General features: G+C 63.3%; 23 protein-coding genes. 12 read left to right on the top strand and 11 right to left on the bottom strand.

The window, feature by feature from the left end; genetic code table 11:
• The first annotated feature begins 178 nt into the window (after nucleotides 1–178).
• From FB466_RS00280 to FB466_RS00255, 6 genes are all read left to right on the top strand, one after another.
• The gene (locus tag FB466_RS00280; protein WP_141914938.1) at nucleotides 179–529 is read left to right on the top strand and encodes a GntR family transcriptional regulator; all 351 of its coding nucleotides are present in this window, start codon (nucleotides 179–181) and stop codon (nucleotides 527–529) included.
• Nucleotides 526–1536: a hypothetical protein gene (locus tag FB466_RS00275; RefSeq protein WP_141914937.1), complete on the top strand. Its 1011-nt coding sequence runs from the start codon at nucleotides 526–528 to the stop codon at nucleotides 1534–1536. The genes FB466_RS00280 and FB466_RS00275 overlap by 4 nt, the downstream gene beginning before the upstream one ends.
• Entirely contained in the window at nucleotides 1529–2479 is a 951-nt protein-coding gene (locus tag FB466_RS00270; protein WP_141914935.1) for an ABC transporter ATP-binding protein, read from the top strand. Before FB466_RS00275 ends, FB466_RS00270 begins: the two co-directional genes overlap by 8 nt.
• Nucleotides 2476–3288, top strand: coding sequence for an ABC transporter permease subunit (locus FB466_RS00265; RefSeq protein WP_141914933.1), 813 nt, complete (start codon nucleotides 2476–2478; stop codon nucleotides 3286–3288). The genes FB466_RS00270 and FB466_RS00265 overlap by 4 nt, the downstream gene beginning before the upstream one ends.
• A 164-nt stretch (nucleotides 3289–3452) precedes the next feature.
• Nucleotides 3453–4160, top strand: a complete 708-nt coding sequence (locus tag FB466_RS00260; RefSeq protein WP_246054468.1) for an ABC transporter ATP-binding protein — start codon at nucleotides 3453–3455, stop codon at nucleotides 4158–4160.
• Nucleotides 4157–5419 carry an ABC transporter permease gene (locus FB466_RS00255; RefSeq protein ID WP_141914929.1) on the top strand — a complete coding sequence of 421 codons (1263 nt, stop codon included), beginning with the start codon at nucleotides 4157–4159 and terminating at the stop codon, nucleotides 5417–5419. The genes FB466_RS00260 and FB466_RS00255 overlap by 4 nt, the downstream gene beginning before the upstream one ends.
• 85 nt (nucleotides 5420–5504) lie before the next feature.
• On the opposite strand, the gene FB466_RS00250 is transcribed toward FB466_RS00255, so the two are convergent.
• The 8 genes from FB466_RS00250 to FB466_RS00215 all read right to left on the bottom strand — a co-directional run bounded on the left by FB466_RS00250 (nucleotide 5505) and on the right by FB466_RS00215 (nucleotide 12617).
• Nucleotides 5505–6464: a zinc-binding dehydrogenase gene (locus FB466_RS00250; protein ID WP_141914928.1), complete on the bottom strand. Its 960-nt coding sequence runs from the start codon at nucleotides 6462–6464 to the stop codon at nucleotides 5505–5507.
• A 147-nt stretch (nucleotides 6465–6611) separates the two neighbouring features.
• Entirely contained in the window at nucleotides 6612–8324 is a 1713-nt protein-coding gene (locus FB466_RS00245) for an ABC1 kinase family protein (protein ID WP_141914926.1), read from the bottom strand.
• 4 nt (nucleotides 8325–8328) lie between these two features.
• A complete protein-coding gene (locus FB466_RS00240; RefSeq protein ID WP_141914924.1) occupies nucleotides 8329–8874 on the bottom strand; it encodes a PadR family transcriptional regulator in 546 nt (181 codons plus the stop codon).
• A 70-nt stretch (nucleotides 8875–8944) separates the two neighbouring features.
• The gene (locus FB466_RS00235; RefSeq protein WP_141914922.1) at nucleotides 8945–9709 is read right to left on the bottom strand and encodes an ABC transporter permease; all 765 of its coding nucleotides are present in this window, start codon (nucleotides 9707–9709) and stop codon (nucleotides 8945–8947) included.
• Nucleotides 9706–10533, bottom strand: coding sequence for an ABC transporter ATP-binding protein (locus FB466_RS00230; protein WP_141914921.1), 828 nt, complete (start codon nucleotides 10531–10533; stop codon nucleotides 9706–9708). Before FB466_RS00230 ends, FB466_RS00235 begins: the two co-directional genes overlap by 4 nt.
• A 23-nt stretch (nucleotides 10534–10556) precedes the next feature.
• The gene (locus FB466_RS00225; RefSeq protein ID WP_141916695.1) at nucleotides 10557–10919 is read right to left on the bottom strand and encodes a DUF1048 domain-containing protein; all 363 of its coding nucleotides are present in this window, start codon (nucleotides 10917–10919) and stop codon (nucleotides 10557–10559) included.
• A 2-nt stretch (nucleotides 10920–10921) separates the two neighbouring features.
• A complete protein-coding gene (locus FB466_RS00220; RefSeq protein ID WP_141914917.1) occupies nucleotides 10922–11287 on the bottom strand; it encodes a PadR family transcriptional regulator in 366 nt (121 codons plus the stop codon).
• A gap of 163 nt (nucleotides 11288–11450) precedes the next feature.
• A complete protein-coding gene (locus tag FB466_RS00215; RefSeq protein ID WP_141914913.1) occupies nucleotides 11451–12617 on the bottom strand; it encodes an ROK family transcriptional regulator in 1167 nt (388 codons plus the stop codon).
• 153 nt (nucleotides 12618–12770) lie between these two features.
• Between FB466_RS00215 and FB466_RS00210 the strand changes: the two genes are divergently transcribed.
• From FB466_RS00210 to FB466_RS00195, 4 genes are read left to right on the top strand one after another with little or no spacing between them, the layout of a single operon-like run.
• Entirely contained in the window at nucleotides 12771–14072 is a 1302-nt protein-coding gene (locus tag FB466_RS00210) for an ABC transporter substrate-binding protein (RefSeq protein ID WP_211344722.1), read from the top strand.
• Nucleotides 14072–15070: a carbohydrate ABC transporter permease gene (locus FB466_RS00205; RefSeq protein WP_141914910.1), complete on the top strand. Its 999-nt coding sequence runs from the start codon at nucleotides 14072–14074 to the stop codon at nucleotides 15068–15070. The genes FB466_RS00210 and FB466_RS00205 overlap by 1 nt, the downstream gene beginning before the upstream one ends.
• Nucleotides 15070–15951, top strand: coding sequence for a carbohydrate ABC transporter permease (locus tag FB466_RS00200; protein WP_211344721.1), 882 nt, complete (start codon nucleotides 15070–15072; stop codon nucleotides 15949–15951). Before FB466_RS00205 ends, FB466_RS00200 begins: the two co-directional genes overlap by 1 nt.
• A 20-nt stretch (nucleotides 15952–15971) precedes the next feature.
• Complete coding sequence (locus FB466_RS00195; protein WP_211344720.1) at nucleotides 15972–18332, top strand: beta-xylosidase/alpha-l-arabinosidase; 2361 nt, start codon at nucleotides 15972–15974, stop codon at nucleotides 18330–18332.
• On the opposite strand, the gene FB466_RS00190 is transcribed toward FB466_RS00195, so the two are convergent.
• Nucleotides 18316–19341, bottom strand: coding sequence for a LacI family DNA-binding transcriptional regulator (locus FB466_RS00190; RefSeq protein ID WP_141914905.1), 1026 nt, complete (start codon nucleotides 19339–19341; stop codon nucleotides 18316–18318). The genes FB466_RS00195 and FB466_RS00190 overlap by 17 nt on opposite strands.
• Nucleotides 19342–19460: 119 nt before the next feature.
• Here FB466_RS00190 and xylA point away from each other — a divergent pair, with 119 nt between their 5' ends.
• Nucleotides 19461–20651, top strand: coding sequence for a xylose isomerase (gene xylA, locus FB466_RS00185; protein ID WP_141914903.1), 1191 nt, complete (start codon nucleotides 19461–19463; stop codon nucleotides 20649–20651).
• Between the two features lie 6 nt (nucleotides 20652–20657).
• Nucleotides 20658–22067, top strand: a complete 1410-nt coding sequence (gene xylB, locus FB466_RS00180) for a xylulokinase (RefSeq protein ID WP_141914901.1) — start codon at nucleotides 20658–20660, stop codon at nucleotides 22065–22067.
• A gap of 125 nt (nucleotides 22068–22192) precedes the next feature.
• Here the strand turns inward: xylB and FB466_RS00175 are convergent, their stop codons facing one another.
• Together FB466_RS00175 and FB466_RS00170 are read right to left on the bottom strand one after the other, a co-directional pair.
• Entirely contained in the window at nucleotides 22193–22789 is a 597-nt protein-coding gene (locus FB466_RS00175) for a DUF2510 domain-containing protein (RefSeq protein ID WP_141914899.1), read from the bottom strand.
• Between the two features lie 266 nt (nucleotides 22790–23055).
• Nucleotides 23056–23949, bottom strand: coding sequence for an AraC family transcriptional regulator (locus FB466_RS00170; RefSeq protein ID WP_141914897.1), 894 nt, complete (start codon nucleotides 23947–23949; stop codon nucleotides 23056–23058).
• Between the last annotated feature and the right edge of the window lie 96 nt (nucleotides 23950–24045).

The following is a 24045-nucleotide window of genomic DNA, read 5'->3' as shown; positions in this document are numbered from 1 at the left end:
CTTCTCTGGGTGGTGGCGGTTGATCTTTCCTACCAGAGGAGGATGCCGCTCGTTCTCACGGTCGAATAGCGACGCATTTGGTGGTGCTCCTCGCGTGGCGTATAGTCCTAGTTGAAATAGGACTATACAAACTGCTTGTCGAAAGCTTGCATCATACGGAGAGGAAGAACGCGCGCTCATGCTGATCACGATTGACGAGACCAATGATTCTCCGCTCTTTGAGCAGATCGCCGCGGCGGTTCGCACGGGTATCGTCACGGGCACGATTCGCCGCGGTGATCGGATGCCGACGGCGAAAGATCTGTGTGCCTCCCTTGCGGTGAACCGCAACACCGTCCTACATGCCTACCAGATGCTGCGTGACGAGGGCCTGGTCGAGCTGCGCCGCGGCCGCGGGGCAACCGTGACGGCACAGGCCGATAACCTCGTCCAGCTCTCCGTCGCCGTGAACAACCTGGTCACGGAGGCCCGGGAGCTGGGTATTTCGCCCGAGATTCTGTCTCGACTGGTCAAAGAGTCCTCCGCGTGACCGTGACCGCACGGCGTCCCGACGCCGCACCCCTCGACGAGCTCATGATGCTCACCCGGCGGCTTGTCGCGGTGGGGCTCGTCGCGCCCGTCGCGCTCATGATGCTCGCGGCGGCAGGGACCGCGGCCGTGACCCCGCGTCTTCCCGACACGATCATGCTGGGCACAAGTCTCGGGAGTGCCCCGACGGAGCCGCTGGGGCTCTGGGCTGCCATCCTCTTCCCGCCCGTCGTAACCCTCCTGGTCGCGATCCATACGACGACAGCCGCCGTGCAACTCCTGTCGGAAGACGTCACCGTGGGCCACGTGCGCCTGCGAGCCTCCTGGGGCCCGCTTCTCGCGGCACTCCTCCTTCTCGCGGTGTACCTGCCGACCTGGCAGCAGGCCAGGCCGGCACCAGGGCAGGTTTCTCTCTGGGTTGTTGTTGCGGCGGGTGCGGCTCTGGTCCTCTCCGCGCTTCTCCTCATTCCGGGTGGGGCGGTTGCCGCCCTCACCCGGGCTGCCCCCCTCCGGGGTGCCCCGACTGCACTGCGTCTGAGCGCCACGCAGCGGGTCCACTGGTCCGCGGCAACCCGCAGTATCACGCTGCTCTGGGTGTTCATCACCGCCGCGGCGGTCTGGGCGTTGCTGCCCGATCACACGGTCACTGGGGTGGCCAACGTGACGATGGGTACCTGCATATGCGTGGCCGTGCTGGCACCGTGGCGGGTGTCAGTTGATGCCGCAGGCCTCCGGGCGAGACCCATTATCGGCCGACCGCAGTTTCGCTATCCGCTCGACCGAATTGACCGCGCTGAGGTGATCCGCATCAGCCCTCTGCCCGACTTCGGTGGCTGGGGTCTGCGCTGGGGTGCACGCTCACGGTTCGGCGTGATTACCGCCGGTGGGCCCGCGCTCGCCGTTCATCTGCGCACCGGTCGAACCTTCGTGATCACCGTCTCAGACTCGGAGACCGCCGCGAGCCTGATTAATGGACTGAAAGAAAGAGAGATTCTTGCCGATGACTAGCCCCACCGACGCGCTCGTCGCGTCCGGCCTGACCAAGCGCTTCGCGGAGCGTGAGGCCGTGTCTAACCTGTCCTTCCGCGTGCCCACCGGCCGAGCCTTCGGCCTGCTGGGGCCCAACGGCTCGGGCAAAACCACGACCGTCCGAATGCTCACGGGTCTCCTGCGCCCCACAGGCGGTACGGTCACGCTTTTCGGGCAGCGGCTCGATACTGCCAGCGCCGACGCCCTGCGCGGCCGGATTGGCGTGCAGACCGACACGAATCTGTACGAGTCGCTCAGCGTACGCGACAATCTCCAGATCTGGGGCGAGCTGTATGGGCTGGCGCCGGCGGTCGTGCGGCAGAAAGCGGGGGAGGTGCTTGAGGTGCTCGGGCTGTCGGAGCGGGTGGACTCACTCGTGGGCCAGCTGAGCAAGGGTATGCGTCAGAAATTGTCCGTGGGGCGAGCGGTGCTGCACGAGCCCGACCTCCTGTTCCTCGACGAGCCCACAGCGGGGCTTGACCCTGAGGCCTCCGCTGACCTGATCGACTACTTGAAAGAGATGATCCGCACCCTTAACACGACCCTGATTATCTGCACCCACCAATTGCACGGTCTGGAGTCGCTGTGTGACGAACTCGGTATCATCCGTCAGGGCCGGTTGGTCATCACGGGGGAGGTGCAGAGTCTGCTGCGCCGACGCTGGCCCGAGAAGCGCTACCGTCTCTCGGCCGCGGGGGATCCCGCCGCAGTGCGCGCCGCGATCACCGCGGTCATTGGTGCCGAGGCGGAGGTCGTGGTGACGGGTGACCACTGTGAGTTTGCCGTGCCGGAGGACGAAGCCATCTCTCGCGTTATCGCGCGTCTTGTCCGGGACGGGCTCGGGGTGCGGGCGGTCGTGCCGCAGTATCCCACCATTCAGGACCTCTACTTTGCCACCCTCAACGACGGGAGCCCCTCATGATGAATCGCCAGCGGGTCCGCGCCCTCATACGCAAGGATTGGCGGGAACTTTCCCGGAATAAACAGGCCACGGTGCCCCTTCTCGTTCTGCCACTCGTTTTTGTCATCATCATCCCCACGGCCATTATTCTGCTGGGCAACAACCCCGCCCTGCTGGCCACCGTTAACGGGTTGCAGGCCTTCATCGACAACCTCCCCGTGGGAATCACCCCGGACGGGTACAGCACCCGGCAGCTCATCATTTACGCGGTTATCGTGTACTTTATGGCCCCGTTTTTCCTGCTCATCCCGGTGATGGTCGCGAGCATTATGGCGAGCTCCAGCTTTGTGGGGGAGAAGGAGCGCCGCACGATTGAGGGTCTGCTCTACACCCCACTCACCGACCGCGAGCTGGTGCTCGGTAAGGTGCTCGTCTCGGTTGTTCCCGCCGTGCTGCTCACCTGGGGGTCGTTCCTGATCTACACCCTGCTCGTCAACGTGCTCGGCGGCCCCATCCTCGGCGGAATGTTCTTCCCCACGTGGACGTGGGCCGTGATCATCATCGTGCTTGTCCCGCTCGTGTCTTTTCTCGCGACCTGTCTGATTGTGGCGGTGTCGGGGCGTTCGACCTCGATGCAGGATGCCCAGGGCTCCGCCATGCTGATCGTGCTGCCCGTTATCGCGCTCGTGGTGGGCCAAGCCACCGGGCTGCTGCTGTTTGACGTGTCCGTCGCACTCATCGTGGCTGCCGCGCTGCTGGTCGTGGACGTTGTGGTGTTTGTGTGCGTGGTGGGTCGCTTCCAGCGGGAGCGGATTGTGACTCGGTTGTAGTCGGTTACCGGACTGCGACCGTCCCATACGGGGGTTAACCCCCGTAAAAAATGGGTGGATCCCCTGATAGACCAAAACCCCTCCAGACAATACGCTGGCCGTGGGCGCGTCGCCGCGCCCACTTCTCCGCCCGTCCGGGCGGCCCTCCCACAGTAAGGATCCGAGTGGATACTCCCAGTTCAGCGACCGCCATCAGCGCGGTCAACGTGCGTAAGACCTACGGCAAGAAGGAGAACGCGTTCCACGCCCTGCGCGGTGTGAGCCTCGACATCAGGCAGGGGGAGAGCATCGCCATCGTGGGCAAGTCCGGCTCCGGCAAATCGACCCTGATGCATCTCCTCGCCCTACTAGACACCCCCGATGAGGGCAGTATCCGCCTGGACGACCGGGATGTTAGTAGCCTTCGCGCCGTCGAGGTGAACAAGATGCGCAACAGCTACTACGGCTTTGTGTTCCAGCAATTTTTCCTCAACGGACGCCAGAGCGTGCTCGACAACGTGATGCTGCCGCTCGTGATCGGCGGTGTGCGCCCGGCAGAGCGTAAGAAGCGCGCCCGCGCGGCGCTGGAGGCCGTCGGCCTGAGCGATAAGATCAAAAACCGTGCCAACGACCTGTCCGGTGGCCAGAAGCAGCGCGTCGTGATCGCCCGTGCGCTCGTCAACGAGCCGCGCATCATCTTTGCGGACGAGCCCACCGGTAACCTCGACACCCACACGGGTGAGCAGGTAGAGCAGATGCTCTTTGACCTGAACAAGCAGAAGGGGATCACGCTCGTCGTGGTGACGCACGATCCCGAGTTCGCGGCCCGCTTCGACCGGCAGATCTTCCTCAGCGACGGCCAGATCGTGTCGGAGAGCGGGGCCGCAGCATGAGGTTTGCAGACATCCTGGGTATGGCCTCCGGTGGCATGTGGCGCAACAAGACGCGCAGCATTCTCACGATCGTGGCGATCTTTGTCGCCGCCTTCACGATCACGCTCACGACCGCGATTGGCGCGGGCGTATCGACCTATCTCGACAAGCAGACGGACGGCTTCGGCGCGCCCAACCTCATGCAGGTGAGCGTGGCCGCCGAGGACGACGGTGACGGCCCGGCCGTGTACGACCCGAAGGCCCAGACCAACTTCGGCCAAACGGTATCAACGCTCACGAACGCGGATATCGACGCGATTGCCGCGATCAAGAACGTGGATTCCGCGGTGCCGTTTGAGGGCAGCTCGCCCAGCTACATCCAGACGAACGGTGACAAATTTGTCCTCTCCTCCCAGCAGCTCGTGCGCGGCCAGACGGTCGATGTGGTCGCGGGCTCTGCACCGAAGGAGGGCGCTCAGCCTGAGATTATCATTTCGCCCCAGTACGCAATCGCCCTCGGTTTTGACACGAACAAGGACGCTGTGGGAGCGACGGTCACGCTCGGTGTGAGCGACCCGCTCCAGCAGGTACAGACCGTCGAGGCGAAGATCTCCGGCGTAATGAACGAGTCGCTCCTGGGTGGCGGGCGCCTCTGGGTCAACGACACGCTACAGGACAAGGTCACGGCCATCGCCCAGCAGGGCCTACCCGCCGAGGCGACCGACAGCTACTTTGCTGCGGTGCTCTACGCGGCCAATACGGACCCGGAAACGATGACCCAGATCAAGGCAGACCTCTCCGACCTGGGTTTCCAGGGGATGACGGTGGAGGACCAGATCGGGATCGCAAAGCAAATCTTTGACGCCATCACCACGGTTCTCACCGTGTTCGGCGTGATCGCGCTGCTCGCGGCGAGCCTCGGTGTCATCAATACGCTGTACATGTCGGTGCAGGACCGCACCAAGGAGATCGGGCTGATGAAAGCGGGCGGACTGTCCTCCGGGCGGGTATTCTCGCTGTTCAGTATCGAGGCGATGCTCCTGGGCCTGTGGGGGAGTGTGCTCGGTATCCTCGCCGCGTGGGGTGTGGGTCAAGCGGTCAACCAGGTGGCCGCCGAGTCGTTCCTGAAGGACTTGCCCGGCTTCGACCTGATGCTGTTCCCGCTGGCTTCCCTCGCGGTGATCGTGGGGATCATCCTGGTCATCACGTTCCTCGCGGGCACGCTGCCGGCGCGGCGGGCGGCCCGGCTGAACCCGATTGACGCGCTGCGGTACGAGTAGCTGTTGACGCGGGAGTGGTGGCCCGGCAGAGATGCCGGGCCACCACTCTTTTCGTCTGGGCCGTGGGATGGTGCCCGCCGGTGACCTACTCGTAGGTGACGATGAACCGGCCGATGACGCCGCCGGCGCGTAGCTTATCCAGTGCCTCCGGAATCTGATCGAAGGTGATGGGGGTGATGGGCGGGTTGAGGTCGCCCGACTTCATGAGCTCGTAGAGCGCTGCCAGGTCTTCTTTCGTGCCCGATTTGGAGCCCTTGATGGAGAGCTGGTTGATGATGATCGGGTAGGTGTTGATGGTTGATTCGAGCCGGCCCATCCCCACCTGTACAAGCGTGCCGAACTCGGCGAGCGTCTCAACGGCCGCCGAGGTGGTGGTGCCAAAGCCCGCGTAGTCCACGATGAGTTCCAGACCCTTATCCTTAAACTCGTCAATAGAGTTGGCGACCCCGGCCAGGCCGATCTCCTCGGCGAGTTTCTGCGTTTCGGGGTTCACCTCGGCCGCATACACCTCGGCGCCGGTGAGCACGGCAACGCGTGCACCGATGTAGCCGAGACCGCCCAGACCGATCACGCCGACCTTCATCCCCGGTCGGCAGCCGCCGACGGACATCATGGCGTGGTAGGAGGTGAGCCCGGCGTCCGTGGCCATTGAGCCGAGCTCGAAGGATACCTCGTCGGGCAGCGCGACCAGGTTGGCCTCGGTGGCGCGCACCTTCGGCCCAAAGCCGCCATCCCAGGCCCCGTAGCCGATGGCGTCACCGTCGGGCATCACGGGGGAGAGGCCCACACGGTCGCCGACCTTCCAGGTGTCGCCGATCTTTCCGGAACCGACCTCGGTGATGATGCCGGAATTCTCGTGCCCGAGTGTCATTGGCAGGCGGGGGAAGAGCGGCATCCACCCCGGATCGTCGAGCGCACTAACATCGGAGTGGCAGAGACCGGCGGATTTGACAGTGACCACGACTTCTTCCGGTCCGGCGTGTGGTTCGTCGACCTCGGCGAGCTCAAGCGGCTTGTTTGTTCCCAAAAAACGCCACGATTTCATGTCTTCTCCCTCGTTGGATGCAGAATGCCGTTAGATGTATGGCGGCGTTTGTGAGTATACGCGTGCAGCATACAACGGCGTGACGAGCACGTTCTGGAGGGTTCTCGAAACCGGGGGCGTCCTGGCAGAACTGGTTTTGTGACACGCTCAGCGACCGCGGCGACCCGCAAAAAGCGTGTGCAGCAGCGGGGCGACTGAGACCCCCATCATCACCGTGCCGAGCAGCGCATCATCCGTGCGGAGGATGCTTCCCGTGATGAGGAGTGCACCGAATAGCACGGCCGAGATGACCCGCCGTGCGGTGCGCTCAAGCCGGTCGATTGTGCGGTCCAGTCGGGGCGTCGCAACCGCCACCGAGCCCTCCTCGACTCGCGTGATGAGCCCATCCAGCCGTGTGGGGAGACGCCAGGCGACCCCGGCGACCCCCAACGCTTGCTGGGCGAAATCTTTGGCCACGTTTCCGCGTTCATCGCGGAGTAACTGCGTTGCATACGGCTCAACGGAGTCCCAGAGGTTAAATGCCGGATCCAGCGCACTGCACACCCCGGATGTGAGTGACATTGCACGGATGATGAGCAGAAAGTTCTCGGGCAGTTGGACGGGTAGTGAGCGCACCACATCACCGAATTGAACGGCGAAGTCGCGGAACTCACGCGGGTCTACCTCACGGAGCTCAGCAAAACCCATGCCGCCGAACCGGGCGAAAAGCTGCGTCATCGCCCGTTCGAGTTCGGTGGTTTCGGCCGAGGGCAGGAGCACGCCCAGGTCTCGGATGGCGCTGACCAGGCCGCTTCCATCCCGCGAGGCCGCCGCGATGAGGAGCTTGCGCAGGCCACCGCGAGTGCCGGTGGTGACCTCGCCCATCATGCCAAAGTCGATGAAGGTCAGAATCCACGGCTGCCCACCCGGCGTCTTGGCAGTTGGGGTCACGAAGATGTTGCCCGGGTGCGGATCGGCGTGGAAAAATCCGTGGGTGAATAGTTGCTCGAACATGACCGCTGCGAAGACCGGGGCCACCTGCACCGGGTCGATGCCCGCGGCGCGCAACCCTTCAGCATCGGTGATCTTGAGCGCGGTGACATCCTCAAGGGTCAGGACGCGCCGGGTGGTTCGTTCCCACACCACGGCGGGCACGTTCACCCGCTCATCGTTGGCGAAGTCAGCCGCGAACCGCTCAGCGTTTGCGGCCTCGTGGAGATAGTCGATCTCCTCGCGGCTGGTCTGCGCAAACTCTTCCACAAGCGCGGGCATATTCACCCGGTCGGCGACCAACCGCACGCGGCTGAGCCAGCCGCCGACTTTGCGCAGTGCCGCCAGATCAACGGCAACGATCTCGTCAATTCCCGGCCGTTGAACCTTGATGACCACCCCGTCGAGTCCCGTTTCGGCAGCGTCGAGGGGGGCGAGCCGGGCCCGGTGTGCCTGCCCCAGGGAGGCCGCCGCAATCGGTCTATCGTCGATTGTCGCGAACGCCCGGGCAAGCGGCACCCCGAGTTCCGTCTCTGCGAGGGTACGAATGGCGGCGAAGGGCACGGGGGGCACCTCGTCCTGTAACCCCTCAAGCTCTGCGGTGATCTCGGGCGGCAGCACATCGAGCCGGGAGGACATGAACTGACCCACCTTGATCATCAGCCCACCGAGGTCTACCGCGAGCACATGAAAACGTTGCGCGAAGCGCCGCATCCGCCGAGCCCGGGTGCGCTCCGCGACCTTCGCCAGCCCGATGCGCGGCAGGAAGAGTTCGAACCACCAGGCTACGGCAAGCTGAGCCCCGGCGAAACGGACGATGCGGCGGTAACGGCTACGGACCTCCCCGGACCCCGGGATTGAATGCTCTTGTGTGCGGCGAGCTGACGGCACCGGGTTAGTCCTGGGCGAGAATCGAGTAGAGCCGACGGCGCGCCTCGTCGAGCACGGTCACGGCCTGCGTGATCTGTTCCGGGGTTCCCGTGCGGTTCATCTGGGCAGCCGCCTGGGCGAGTTCAATACCCGCCTGGGGGAGCGCCGTGCGCCCGACACCTGAACCAGGGGCATCGCCCTCCCAGTGCACCCGGTCGCTCGCGCTCGCCGCCTCGTCCCGGCCAGTCTCGGTGAGGAGGTAGGTTTTACGGCCGTTCGATTCCTCGGCGCTAATGAGTCCCTCCTCTGCCAGTAACTGGAGTGTGGGGTAGACCGAGCCGGGGCTCGGCTTCCAGCTGCCGCCGCTGCGCTCCTCGATCTCGTGGATGATCTGGTAGCCGTGCATGGGTTTCTCGGTGAGCAGCGCGAGGATCGCCGCGCGTACATCACCGCGACCCGCACGGCTGCCCGCGCGCTTCTCGAACCGGGAGCGTAGCTGATCCATCAGCTGCCACATACCGTCGGTGTGAGTGCCGCTGCCGAATCCGCCTGCGGGGAATGAACTGCCCATGATGACCTCCTGTTGACATGTGAACGATACTCAACGATACATCGTGAAGGGTGTGTGATAGCTGTCGATGTTAACGGATTTTCGTGCGGTAGATCGCGTTCGCGCAACCATAGGCGATAACAAGGAGGCCAACCAGCCACGCAAGAGCGATCCAGCTGTCGCCGCCAATGGGCTCCTGAGCGAATAGTGCGCGGATAGTGTTCACGATGGAGGTTACCGGCTGGTTCTCGGCGAACCAGGCCACCGGGCCGGGCATCGTGTCGGTGGGCACAAACGCGGAGCTGATAAATGGCAGGAAGATTAGCGGGTAGCTGAAGGCGCTCGCTCCGTCAACGGTCTTCGCGGAGAGCCCGGCGATAACGGCGACCCAGGTCAAGGCGAGGGTGAAGAGGACCAGGATGCCGGCAATCGCGAGCCAGGAACCCGCGGATGCCCCGGTGCGGAACCCCATCAGGAGCGCAACCCCCGTGACGATCACAACCGAGACCAGGTTGGCGGCTACCGAGGTGAGCACGTGCCCCCAGAGCACGCTTGACCGCGCGATGGGCATGGACTGAAATCGTTCGAAGATGCCGCCCTGCATGTCCAGGAACAGTCGGTACGCGGTGTACGCGATACCAGAGGCAATGGTGATGAGCAGGATGCCGGGGAGCATGTAATTGATATAGGACCCGCCGGATCCGGTGGTGATTGCGCCGCCGAGCACGTACACAAACAACAGCATCAGGGCAATCGGGGTGACCGCGGTGGTGATGATGGTGTCGGGGCTGCGCAGGATGTGGCGCAGCGAGCGAGCGGTCAGGACACGAGTGTCGCTGAGAATGTGGCTGGTCATCGGGGATCCTTTCCTGTGGGAGTGGTGCTGTCGCCGGTGTTGTCGGTGTGATCGCTATCGTCATCGCCGACGAGGGCGAGAAAGACGTCCTCTAACGAGGGCTGTTTCTCGACGTACTCGACGGTGGCCGAGGGGAGAAGCTGCTTCAGCTCGGCGAGGGTGCCATTCTGGATGATCGTGCCCCGGTGCAGGATCGCGATGCGGTCGGCGAGCTGCTCGGCCTCATCAAGGTACTGCGTGGTCAGCAGCACCGTCGTGCCGCCCTGGGCGAGTTGTCTGACCGTCTGCCACACCTCGATGCGAGCCTGTGGGTCAAGCCCGGTTGTGGGCTCGTCGAGGAAGATGACCGGTGGATTGCCAATGAGGCTCATCGCGATATCGAGCCTGCGGCGCATCCCGCCCGAGTAGGTGGCTGCCCGGCGATTGCCCGCCTCGGTGAGTGAGAAGCGCGCGAGCAACTCGTCCGCAATTGTGCCCGGATTTTTCAGGTGGCGTAGCCTTGCGATGAGTACGAGGTTCTCTCGTCCGGTGAGGATGTCGTCAACCGCGGCGAATTGACCGGTGAGGCTGATCGACTCGCGCACCTCACCGCGCTGTGTGGCAATGTCAAAGTCGTGCACCGAGGCGGTGCCGGTATCCGCTCTGAGGAGGGTTGAGAGGATCCGCACCAGCGTGGTCTTGCCGGAACCGTTTGAGCCGAGCAGTGCGAAGATGCTGCCCGCTTTCACGTCGAAGGTGACGCCCCGCAGCACGTACAGGTCCGCGAAGGATTTTGTGATGCCCTGCACCCGGATGGCGGGTTCGGGGGTCGGGGTGGTTGTCATGGTTGGTTCCTCCGGTTCGGGTGCTAGGCCTGGTCAGCGGCTCTGTCGATGGCGTCGGTCAGGCGTTTGCGTTCCTTGTTGATCCACTGACCGTCCGCGTAGTTGGCGATGAAGGTGTCCGCGAACTCCACGGGGTCCTCCCCGACAATGGTGCGGATGGGGGTGCCATCGGCCGCGGCGCGTTCGATCAGGTCGGCGAGATCCTCAAGCATCCGCATCATGACATCGCCTTTGACGATGGACCCGGCGTACATGAAGTAGCGCTCTATTCCGTCAATTGCGGTGCGATAGCTAACGGGTAGCTGCTCCTTGCGGGCCTTGTACCGGCGCCAGCGCTTCTTGTCGTCGAACGAGCCGGTGAGCTGTTCGATCCATCCTGCGGCCATCATTATGCTCCCTCTTCTCTCGGTGTTTCTTCGGGTGAGTTTTCGATGCGTTGGTGGAGCTGTGCGATTCGTTCGGCGAGGAAGCTCCACGTTCCCCAGAACTCGGCGAGATACTCGCTGCCCTGTGCGTTGAGTGTGTAGACCTTGCGTGGTGGTCCCTTCTCGGAGGGGACCTTCTCGACGTCCACCAGCCCGCGCTGCTCGATTCTGACGAGCAGCGCGTAGATGGTGCCCTCGGCAAGGTCGGAGAAACCCTGCTCGCGCAGCTGCGTGGTGATGTCGTATCCGTAGGCTGGCCGTGCGGCCAGGATCGCGAGGACGATGCCTTCCAGAGTTCCCTTGAGCATCTCTGTCATCTGTTTGCCCATACGCTCTCCTTCGCTACTTGGCGTCGCTAAGTACTGGTATATAGTACCACTGAGTAGCGAGTGTGTGTGGATATACGTGACGACCTGCGGAAGGTCGTGAGCCTCGATCCTTCGATTTTTCCCGTTGTGAAACAATCGCTCGCTGATCAGCGGATGCGCGACTTTAGACGCCCACCGGGTCCGCAAGTAAAGCGGCAAAGGCCGCTTCTGCCGCCCCGATGAGGAGTCGGTCCCGGCCGAGGGCGGCGGCGCTGATCGTGATATTTTCCGCGGAGGAGGTGAGTGCCCGTGCCTGGACGTCGGCGAGTAGGCCCTCCGGGTCTCGCTCGTGCAGGATCGCGAGGAATCCACCGAGGACGATCATGGACGGGTTGAGTACATTGATTGCGTTGGCGAGCACAACGGCAAGAATCCGACGCTGGCGGTCGATCTCTGCGAGCGCCCGGGGGTCTTCCGAGGCGGCGAGCGTCGCCGCCAGCGCACTATGGTCAACCGGGCCGAGTCCCGCGGCCTGGAGGAGGCGGGTCTGATTAACCTCGTCCTCGAGCGTCCCGGACGGGGTGCGGCGGTCGCTTTCCCGGTCAATGCCGGGGTGAATATGACCCCACTCGCCGGCGTAGCCGTCGGCCCCCTCAATAACGACGCCCTGCAGGATGAGCCCCCCGCCGATGCCGCTTGCGCCGCCATTGAGGTATACGACGTTGTGATGGGTGCGGGCGGCTCCGAATAGGTGTTCGGCCTGTGCGCCCAGGGTGGCGTCGTTTCCCACGACAACGGATAGCTCCGTTGCGAGAGAGATAGCGTGACCAAAGTTTTCGTCGCGCCATCCCAGATGCGGTGCGAGGCGGACGAGGCCGGTGTCGGCCCGAACCAGTCCGGGTAGTGCGACGCCGAGCCCGATCATCCGGCACTCGGCCAGGGGGGTGGTGCGCCAGCCGGTGACGATGCGCGCTACCGCTGCAACGGTGTCGGCGGCGCTTGGTGGCTGGGTGAAGGTCTCGCGGACGCGTTCCCGGACTCGTCCGCCCAGGGTCACCGCGCCCACTTCCAGTGCGTCGATTTCGGGATTGATTGCAATCGCAACCACGTCGTCGCTTGCGGCAACGATAGGTGAGGGGCGCCCGACGCGGCGGGTGGGGTCGGGGTCGCGCTCGGTAACGAGGCCGCTCAGGGCCAGTTCGGAAACCAGGTCGGATACCGTTGAGCGGTTCAGGCCGGTTTCGGTCGTCAGTGCTGCCCGTGACTGCGGGCCGTTGAGGTGGACACATCGGAGGATCTTGCCTAGGTTGGTGCGGCGCACGCCGTCCACGCGAGATGGGCGCTCAACCATGGGTGCTCCTCTGCTCCGTGAATTTGTTGCCCTTGACACCATATCAATTTCCTCTCTACGATAGAAGCATTCGAAGAGTTTCGGTGATAGTTACGAAACTTTCGATTCCCCCAGAGAAACCTGAGTAGTCTGTTCGACGAAGAGGACGGTTCAATGATGAACAGCAGAAGTATGAAGCGTGTGGGTGTGGCCGTTGTTACCGCTGCGCTCACCGCCGCAGCACTGGCCGGATGTTCCGGCAGCACAGACGGAAACAACACGGGCGGCGGCGGAGACGTCACCCTTACCTGGTGGCACAATGCCACCTCCGGCCCCATCCCTGCCGTATGGGAAGACGTGGCTGCAGAGTTCGAAGACGCGCATCCGGGCGTCACCGTTGAACAGACCGGATATCAGAACGAAGAGCTCCAGCGCACACTGATCCCCAACGCGCTGGCAGCCGGTGACCCGCCAGACCTGTTCCAGGTGTGGCCCGGCGGTGAGCTGCGCGATCAGGTGGACAACGGTTATCTGATGCCACTGGATGATTCGATTGGTGACACTATCGCCAGCGTGGGAACCACCGTGACCCCGTGGCAGGTCGATGGGGTCACCTACGGTGTCCCCTTCACCTTCGGCATTGAGGGTTTCTGGTACAACACCGACCAGTTTGCCGAAGCCGGTGTTGAGATTCCCCAGACATTCGACGATCTCATCGACGCCGTCGATAAGCTACGCGACGCGGGCTTTACCCCCATCGCCGTCGGTGCCGGAGACGGGTGGCCCGCAGCGCATTGGTGGTACCAATTTGCGCTCAAGTCATGCTCGCCCGAGACGTTGGCTCAGGCGGAGAAGGACTTCGACTTCAGTGATGGGTGCTGGGTGGAAGCCGGTGAACGGTTACAAGACTTTATTGGCATTGAGCCGTTCCAGGAGGGCTTCCTGGGCACGCCAGCCCAACAGGGCGCGGGGAGTTCCGCCGGTATGGTGGCGAACGGCCAGGCCTCGATGGAGCTCATGGGCCACTGGAATGCGGGAACCATCGGCGGTCTGACCGCGGACCAGAAAGTTCCCCCGTTCCTGGGATGGTTCCCCGTCCCCGGTATCACGGGTGCCGACGGCGACCCGAAGGCTGCCCTCGGTGGCGGTGACGGTTTCGGATGCTCCGCATCGGCACCACCAGAGTGCGCCGAATTACTGGCCTACATCATGAGTGAAGACGTTCAGAAGCGATTCGCCGCCAGCGGGTCCGGAATCCCAACAGTTTCCGCCGCTGTCTCGTCACTCGATGACCCAAATCTCACGATGGTGGCCGATGGCCTCGCGGCCTCCTCATCCGTTCAGCTGTGGTTTGATACGGCCTTCGGAACAACGGTCGGCAACGCCATGAATGAGGGAATCGTGAACCTTTTTGCCGGTGCCGGTAGCCCGAAAGATATTGTTACCAAGATGCAGGATGCGGCGGAGACGCAGTAATGACCGCCGTCGTTTCGTCTGGCCCGGCGGTTTCCGCGGGGCCAGACCCGCATCCCGCATCCCGCCCACCGAGCCGCACGGGTGTTGTCCGCAAACGGTTCGAGATTGCCCTGTTCACCGCTCCAGCCCTGGTGCTCTTCATCGGGTTTGTGATTCTGCCCGTCGTGTTGGCAGCCGTCTACAGTTTTTATAATCTCCCCGCCGGGTTTCGATGGGATAACCTCGCGGACCCGGACCGTTTTGTCGGCTTTGACAACTATGTGCGTGCCCTCTCGACCCCCGAATTTCAGCGTGCCATCGGAAATACTTTCCTCATCCTCGTGATGTCACTGCTCATACAGGGCCCGCTCGCGATCGGGATCGCTCTGCTACTGAACCGCAAATTGCGCGGGCGCGGGGTGTTCCGCCTGCTCATCTTTGTGCCCTACGTGCTGGCCGAGGTGATCGCCGGTCTCGCCTGGAAGCTTCTTCTTCAACCTGGTGGTGGTGTGAACGCGATGCTTGAGGCCTGTGGTCTCGGGTTTCTGCGCCACAACTGGCTGGCCGATCCGGACATCGCGCTGTGGACGATCTTCCTGATTCTCAGTTGGAAGTACATCGGTTTCGCCATCCTGCTGATGCTCGCCGGACTCCAGGGGGTGCCGGATGAGCTTGCAGAGGCGGCTCAGATTGATGGTGCGACCTGGTGGCAGACCCAGCGCTACATCACCCTGCCGCTTCTGGCCCCCACGGTTCGTATTTGGGCGTTTCTATCGATCATCGGTGCCCTTCAGGTATTCGACATGGTGTGGGTCACTGTTGCCCCGGCGGTGCGCAGGATTTCAACCGAGACCATGGCCACCTACATGGTCCAGCAGGGTCAATTCGGCGGACAACCCGGATATGGAAGCGCAATCGCCGTCATCCTTTTTGTTATCTCGCTCATCATTGCGCTCGTCTATCAGCGCCTCGCACTGCGCCGTGATCTCACCGGTGCCATTACCCGGGGAGTTCAATAATGTCCACCATGACAGCCAGTACCGGCGAGGCCGCCGCGCGGGAGCGCCGCAGGTTCGACTGGAGTCAACCGTTCGTCTACGTTGTGGCACTCGCCGTTGCTGCCGTTGCCATCGGACCCGTGCTTTACGTCTTTGTGGGCGGGTTTCGGACGACGGCTGACCTCAATGCGAACCCGGCGGGTCTGCCCGATCCGTGGGTGTTCACGAACTGGATCACGGTGGCGACGAGCCCGCGGTTCTGGGGCAACGTGACCGCCAGCCTGATCCTCGCGGGTTCGACAACCGTGGGTGTGGTGATTGCCGGACTCATGGCCGCCTTCGTGATCGCCCGCTACAATTTCCGTGGGCGCGAGGGGTTGTACACCCTGTTTGCCGCGGGGCTGATGTTCCCTCTGACGGTTGCAGCGTTACCGCTTACTCTCCTCCTGCGCACCATGGGGCTGCATGGAACGTATCTTGGTGTCATCATTCCCGGTATTGCGTTCGCTCTCCCCACGACGATCATTATTCTTGTGCCGTTTTTGCGCGCGATTCCTGACGAACTTGAGGAAGCAGCCCGCATTGACGGGGCCACGCGCGTTGGTTTCTTCTGGCGCATTCTGCTGCCACTGTCCAAACCCGGACTTGTGACGGTGGGAATTCTTGCCTTTGTGGCCAGCTGGAATGGCTACCTATTACCACTGCTCGTTATCAGCACCGGCACGCTGCCACAGGAATGGTGGCCGCTTCCCTTGGGCGTTACACAATTTTCGACGCAGTACTCCCAGGATACGGGGGCAGTACTCGCATACACCTCACTGGCAATGATCCCGGCAATGGTCTTCTTCCTGCTTGCTGAAAAACGCATTGTGGGCGGACTGACCGGAGCGGTAAAAGGATGAACGAAACGGAGACACCCTCAATGCCCGATACACCGCCCTGGCGCGACAGCACGCGCAGCACGAACGAGCGAGTGGAAGCGCTGCTGAGCGAATTGACACTTGAGGAAAAGTGCGCCCAGCTCTACGGGGTCTGGATTGCCGCCTCCGCTGAGGGAGGTGAAGTTGCGCCACATCAGCACGATATGAGCGACGCGGTTGATCTGGATGCCCTCCTTTCCCGGGGACTGGGCCAGCTGACCCGCCCATTCGGTACCCAGCCCGTTGACCCTGCCATGGGTGCGCTGTCTCTCGCCCGCACACAGCGGCGTATTGTTGCGGAGAGTCGATTGGGAATCCCCGCCGTCGCTCACGACGAGTGCCTTGCCGGTTTCGCGGCGTGGGGGGCCACCGCGTATCCGGTGCCGCTGGCGTGGGGGGCAACGTTCTCACCCGAGCTGATTGAGCGGGTGGGGGCACGTATTGGTGCTGATATGCGATCAGTGGGGGTCCACCAGGGCCTCTCTCCGGTACTCGACGTGGTGCGCGATGCTCGCTGGGGGCGGATCGAAGAGACGATCGGTGAGGACCCTTACCTGGTGGGTACTATCGCGAGCTCATACATCCGCGGGCTTGAGGGTGCCGGTGTTGTGGCTACTCTGAAGCACTTTGTCGGGTACTCGGCTTCGCGAGCCGGACGCAACCTTGCTCCGGTATCCGTTGGGCCTCGTGAGCTTGCCGATGTGCTGCTGCCTCCATTCGAGATGGCAATCCGGGAGTCGGGTGTACGCAGCGTGATGAACTCTTACTCCGATATCGACGGTGTCCCCTCCGCCGGGGACGAGTACCTGTTGACGACGCTGTTGCGAGACACCTGGGGGTTCACCGGAACGGTTGTGGCGGACTACTTCGCCGTCGGGTTCCTTCATCGGCTGCACGGCACGGCCGCAGATTGGGCGGAAGCCGCGGGCCAGGCGTTGCGGGCCGGCATTGACGTTGAACTGCCCACGGTTACTGCGTACGGTGATGAGCTCATCGCGGCGGTTCGGGAGGGGAGGGTCGAGGAGAATCTCGTGGACCGCGCTCTCCGCCGTGTGCTCGCCCAGAAGATAGAACTTGGCCTGCTCGATACGGACTATGACCCCACGCCTGAGGCGTTGCGTGGACACGATATTGATTCGGTAGATGCCGAAACACTTCGTGGCTCCGTCTCTTTCGATACCGCCGGTAATCGTGAGCTTGCCCGTGATATTGCGGAACGATCGATTGTGCTGCTGACGAATAACGGCACACTACCGTTTATGAATCCTCGCAGGATTGCCGTTATCGGTCCGAATGCTGACGACCCGTACGCGGTCCTGGGCTGCTACTCCTTTCCCGCCCATGTGGGGGTGAAGCATCCCAATCTGCCGATCGGTATCGACCTCCCCACGCTGCGTGACAGCGTTCGGATGGAGTTCCCGGATGCTGAGGTCGTCCACGCGTCTGGAACGTCGGTGAGTGGAGGGGAGACGGAGGGCATCGCCGCCGCTGCCGAACTTGCCCGTAGCGCTGACGTGGTTGTGCTCGCCCTGGGAGACCGTGCAGGCCTCTTCGGGCGCGGCACGAGTGGGGAGGGGTGTGACGCTGAGAACTTGGCGTTGCCCGGTGCCCAGCAGATGCTGGTCGATGCGATTCTCGACACGGGTACGCCCACAAGTCTTGTGCTTCTAGCCGGGCGCCCCTATTTTTTGGGTTCTGCGCCGCAGCGCGCGGGGGCGATTGTGGCGGCCTTCTTCGCGGGGGAGGAGGGGACAGGGGCGATTGCCGGTGTGCTGAGCGGTCGAGTTAATCCGTCTGGACGTCTGCCGGTGAGCGTTCCGGCTCATGCGGGTGCGCAGCCTTCCACCTACCTGGCGGCACCTCTGGGGCAGCGCAGTGGCGTCTCGAATATTGATCCCACGCCCGCTTTCTGGTTTGGCCACGGGCTGGGATACTCGTCCTTCGCCTGGACGGAGGCGCAGATTTCTTCGGCCGAGTTCTCCAACGAGGTGGAGGTTGCTGTCACGGTCACAAACACGGGTAAGCGTTCCGGGTCTGATGTCGTTCAGGTGTACCTGAGCGATCCCGTTGCCTCTGTGGTGCGCCCCGTCCGTCGTCTGATCGCCTACCACCGGCTGGAACTGAACGCGGGGGCTTCCGCCAGGGTCCGTTTTCTTCTCTCGGCCGACCTCACCTCATTTACCGCCAGGGATGGTCGCCGGATCGTTGAGCCGGGGGAGATGGTGTTTGGGTGTGGCCGCTCTGCCGGTGCGATGGAGGCCGAGCTATCCGCCGTTCTGACCGGCGAGGCGCGTGTTGTCGATCACCGCAGGGCGTTGCACGCCAGCGTGTGTGTTGAGGAGGTCCCTATTCGGGTGATGTAACGGCTCGGGGTGAGGTGGTCGATTCGCGTACGACAAGCTGTGTGGCGAGGTCCATTCGTGGGGTGTCCTGCACCTCACCCTTCGCGAGCCCCACGGCAATGTGTACGGCCTGGCGGCCCATCTCAGCGAGGGGCTGATTGATGGTCGTCATTCGGGGGCTCACCCACTGCGCCAGGGGGATGTCGTCGTAACCGACGACGGAGAGGTCTTCCGGCACCCGCAGGCCGCGTTCCCTGGCGGCGTCGTATACGCCAAGGGCCTGCAGGTCGCTTCCGGCAAAGATGGCGGTTGGCGTGTGCTGGAGTGCGAGCAGCTTTCGTCCGTTGGTTAACCCACCTTCACTGGTGAAGTCGCCATACAGAATCCACTCATCGCGAATCGGCAGATCGGCTGCGGTCATCGCCGCGCGGTATCCGTCAATGCGTGCGTGTGAGCACATCATGTCGGACGGGCCGCTGACCGCGGCAATGCGCTCGTGTCCGAGCCCGATCAGGTGGCGCACGGCGGCGAGTCCACCGGCCCAGTTTGCTGAACCTACGGCGGGAACGTCCGGTTCCGGATCGCCTGCGGGATCTATCACGACGAAGGGTGTGGATCGCGCTGCGAGGGTTTCTCTCATGGCGGGCGGTACCTCGGAAAAAACGAGGACAACCGCGAGCGGGCGACGGCGGATGACTCCGTCGAGCCACTCGGTTCCGGGTGAGTGCCGTGAGCCGCTTTTGGTGAGAACCACGCCGAGACCGTAGTCTTCTGCGGCCTCTTGGACGCCGCGGATGACCTCCATTGACCACGTGCTGTGGAGTTCGTGGAAAACCAACTCGATGAGGGGGGCGTGAGAGTGCCCTCCGGCTCGTTTGCGGTAGTTGTGGGCGGTCAGTAACTCTTCCACACGCTTCCTGGTTCCCGGTGCGACATCCGTCCGACCGTTAAGTACTTTCGAAATTGTCGCAAGGGACACCCCTGCCGCGTCGGCGATGTGAGCGAGAGTGGCGCGGGATGTGGATGACATGTTTCGACGATACCTTCGAAATTATCGGATTTCACCATATCTCCTTGCTCATTCTCAACTTCGTGATAAGTTGTTAACCACAACAATTCACCATTGACGCTGAAAGTGACCCCGTACCTATGTCCCTTACTCCCACCCGTGATGACAAATTCTCTTTTGGCCTCTGGACGGTCGGCTACAACGGAACCGATCCCTTCGGCGGGCCTACTCGCCCCGCTCTCGACGTGGTGCACGCCGTGGAGAGGTTGTCAGAGCTTGGTGCCTACGGTCTCACCTTCCACGACGATGACCTCTTCGCCTTCGGGTCATCTGAGGCGGAGCGTGAGACTCAGATCAACCGGCTCAGGGGGGCCCTCGCCGACACGGGGCTGATCGTGCCCATGGTGACGACCAACCTGTTCTCGGCTCCCGTCTTCAAAGATGGTGGATTCACCTCCAACGATCGGCGGGTGCGACGTTTTGCGCTTCGTAAGGTGCTGCGGAATGTTGATCTCGCCGCAGAGTTGGGCGCAAAAACCTTCGTCATGTGGGGTGGCCGTGAGGGTGCCGAGTATGACTCCGCAAAAGACGTGCGGCAGGCCCTGGAGCGCTACCGTGAAGCGGTGAATCTGCTGGGTGACTACGTGACCGACAGGGGGTACGACATGCGATTCGCGATCGAACCGAAGCCCAACGAGCCACGCGGCGACATCCTCCTGCCCACGCTCGGCCACGCCCTCGCGTTTATCGAGTCCCTCGAGCGTCCCGAACTCGTGGGGGTGAACCCCGAGGTGGGTCACGAGCAGATGGCGGGGCTCAATTTTGCAGCGGGTATCGCCCAGGCGCTCTACCACGGCAAGCTCTACCACATTGACCTCAACGGTCAGCGGGGCATCAAGTATGACCAGGACCTCGTGTTTGGTCACGGTGACCTTCACAACGCCTTTGCGCTCGTTGATCTGCTCGAAAACGGTGGCCCCGGGGGAGTGCCCGCCTACAATGGCCCCCGCCACTTTGACTACAAGCCCAGCCGCACCGAGGATGAGAGCGGCGTGTGGGACTCTGCTGCGGCCAATATGCGCACCTACCTGCTGCTGAAGGAGCGGGCGGCAGCGTTCCGAGCCGACCCCGAGGTGCAGGCGGCGCTCGAAGCTTCGAAAGTCGGGGAGCTCGCGGTGCCGACGCTGAACCCCGGCGAGTCCTACGAGACTCTGCTCTCGGACCGGTCAGCCTTCGAGGAGTTTGACGCCGACGCCTACTTTGGCGGCCGCGGCTTCGGGTTTGTTCGTCTCCAGCAACTCGCTACCGAGCATCTGCTCGGGGCTCGATAGCCTGTCATGTCGCTGGTTCTTGGCGTTGACTCGTCAACTCAGTCCTGCAAGGTCGTCATCGTGGATACGGTGACGGGAACCGTTGTGCGTTCCGGCCGAGCCGCCCACCCCGCCGGTACGGAGGTTGATCCTGAGGCCTGGTTGCAGGCGTTGCGCCGTGCTGTCGCGGATGCCGGGGGCATGGAGGACGTTTCTGCGATAAGTATCGCCGGCCAGCAGCACGGTCTTGTCGCCCTCGACGCCTCCGGTGCGGTCATCCGGCACGCACTCCTCTGGAACGATACCCGCTCCGCCCCTGCCGCAGCGGATCTTGTTGCGGAACGAGGTACTGAGGAATACGCTCGGCGCACGGGTTCCGTTCCGGTTGCGTCGTTCACGGCTGCCAAGCTGCGCTGGCTCGCGGATGCCGAGCCGGAGAACGCCGTCCGCGTTGCCGCCGTCGCGTTGCCGCACGACTGGCTGACGTGGCGTCTGCGTGGGTACGGGCCAGATGCCCCGCATGGCGGGGTGCTCGACGAACTTGTCACCGACCGCTCTGAGGCGAGTGGAACGTCATACTTTGATTCGGTGCGCGGCGAGTATGATCGTGAACTGCTGACGCAGGCCTTGCGCCGCGACACCGCAGATATTGTGCTTCCCCGCGTGCTTGGAGTAGCCGATAGCGTTGCCGGTCCGGGCGACACGATTGTTGCCGCCGGAGCGGGGGATAACGCCGCCGCCGCCCTGGGCCTCGGGGCGGCCCTGGGCGACGTTGTTGTCTCTCTCGGCACGAGCGGCACAGTGTTCGCGGTAACGGATGTGCCCGTCCACGACGCCGACGGAATCGTGGCGGGGTTTGCCGATGCCTCCGGGCTCTATCTGCCGATTGTGACGACGCTCAACGCCGCCCGGGTGTTCGACGCCACCGCCGCCCTGCTGGGCGTTGACCAGGCCGAGTTTTCGCGGCTCGCCCTGAGCGCCCCGGCCGGCGCTGACGGGCTCGTACTGCAACCCTGGTTTGAGGGTGAACGCACACCAAACCTCCCGGATGCCACGGCGACACTCTTCGGCCTGACCCTCGGCTCGACAACGCGAGAGAACCTCGCACGAGCCGCAATCGAGGGTGTGCTGTGCGGGTTAGCCGAGGGTCTTGACGCGATTCGCGTTCGTGGCGTGGCGGTTCGGCGTGTGCTTCTCATCGGTGGAGCTGCGAGGAGCGCGGCGGTGGCGGGAATTGCGGCCCAGGTGTTTGATGCACCGGTTGTTGTGCCCAAACCGGGGGAGTATGTTGCCCTCGGCGCTGCCGTCCAGGCTGCCTGGGCGCTGTCCGGGGAACGCCCCACCTGGCCGGTGCCGGTCGCGACGGTGCCGGTCCCGGATACTCGTCCGATTATCCGGGACCGGTACGCCTCGCATCGCCGCCAGCCAGACCAATGAACGAGGGCTCGGCCTTCCGTGCCGCCAACCTAACGGCTCACGACCCAGCTGGTGCTGATCGCGTCCCGAAAACCACGGTCTCATCAACGATCCACCCCCTGCTCCACCCTCGCTCGTCGAGAGCTTTAGATCGCCCTGATTTCTTCCGGGGTAAGGGCCAGGTACGTGAAGGTCTGCTGACCGGTGAGAGTGGAGTTAAACGCTTCGCGGTCTCTAGACCAATCAGGCCAGGCATCGTAGCCGGCGGGATGAAGCTCGATGATGACCGTCGTGTCTGTCTCGAGCAGGGGCGCAATCGCGCGCACAGCGGTTGTGAAATCGGCATCGCTAAAATCGCGTGTGATTGTTATTGAGACCGTATACGTCATGCAGAGCCTTTCGCACGAGGACGACCAATCGTAGCTCGCGTATGAACCCTCCGTGACATGTGGTGAGCTTCTGATGGCCTCCTCCACGGCGTGCAGCTCTGCTTCGTGCGGCCCGCCAATCCACCCTTGACCCTTCCCGATCAGCAGGACAACGCCGAAAACGAGCAGTGAAAAAGCGAGTAACGAAGCCGTCACCGCCACGGTCACAGTCTTCCGTGAACGCGGGTTCCTCGGCATCTGCCGCTGGGCGGGTGGGCGCTCCGCCATCGCAGACGTCCAGGCGGAGCCATCCCACCAGCGCAGCAGATGCGTTTCACCGTTGTACGGTGAGGGGTAATATCCGGGTTGGCTCATTGCTTATTTCTCGTTCCTCGGGCGTTGTTCCTGGACCCGGGCCTCCTGGATGGTCCCCGGTCTGCGGCATCCGAGCGAGGAATGCCGACACTCGCGGTTGTCCTGGCGAGCCCACCGACAGTACCGCCGACCTGTCGTCAACACGTTACGTGCACGGAAGCCCTGCGAGCCGTTTCCGGGTCCACTTGTCCAATATCCCGTTCAGTATAGTGTGAGGTCAATGGCCAGCGGAGACCCCTTGGTAACATCATGGTTGGCGGGCTGTCTCATCGAGGCTTTGTGCTGCGGCGCGTGGACAGCGGCAGCAGGAGTTCTGTCGTGATATCGGTGGGGGAACTCTCCTTCGGATGTGTGACGTAGCGCTCCAGGATCGGATCGTCGCTCAGCTGGCGCTGTGAGTGTGGAACCCAGCAGCCGAGGAGCCAGGCGTAGCTGTCCGGCATGTCAGCGTAGGCTCCGACGTGGGTGAGTACCGCATAGGGGCCGCCCCGCAGCGTGAACCGTTCGGGAGTCGCCGCGTCGTGAGAGAGTGGCCGTGGCTCGGCGGTGAATCCCCGGGGCACGGTGGTACAAGCGAGCGACTCGAGTTGTTCCTCGGGCGTGCTCGACGGGTCCGACAGATAGACACCGTACATCTGCTCCTCCTCCGGGTTCAGCCCCTGCGCGAGCTGCCACAGTCGCAGGTCATGGAAGGCCCGGTCAATCTCGAGAAAGGACCCTCGGTGCCGCATCGCGATGCACCTGATGGGTGGTGCCTCGATCTCGTGCACGTTGAAGCGCTGCGGATCACCCGTGATTCGGGCGATCCGCAACTCGATATGTCCGCCGTCCTCGCGGTAGGCGGCGGGTGTGACCCCGACGGCTGAACGAAACGCACGGGTGAATGATGAGACATCCGGGTAGCCACAAACCGAGGCAATCCGACGTATCGGCAGTTCGCCGGTGAGGAGAGTGAGGGCGCGCTGAATCCGCACCCGCTTGACGAGAGAGGCCAACGACTCACCGAACGCGGCGGTGAACACCCGGTGCCAGTGCCGAGGCGACATGCCAGCGATGCGGGCGAGCCGGATCAGGTCGAGCGGCTCGTCAAGGTGCTCGTAGATATGGTCGAGTACGATATCGAAGCTCTCCTCATAGGAGACCCAATCCTGCGCGCGCATCCCCGCCGTCCGTTCCTGTCGATCGCTGGGACCAGGCTAGCCGGTCCTCCTGCGTTTCGAGGTGAGAGCCAGTTCGATCATGACTCGTAACTCCGC

It is taken from the genome of Klugiella xanthotipulae, from assembly GCF_006716695.1.
Classification (GTDB): Bacteria; Actinomycetota; Actinomycetes; order Actinomycetales; family Microbacteriaceae; genus Klugiella; species Klugiella xanthotipulae.
Note: the sequence above shows the minus strand (reverse complement) of the source record. Positions and strands in the feature narration are given on the sequence as shown.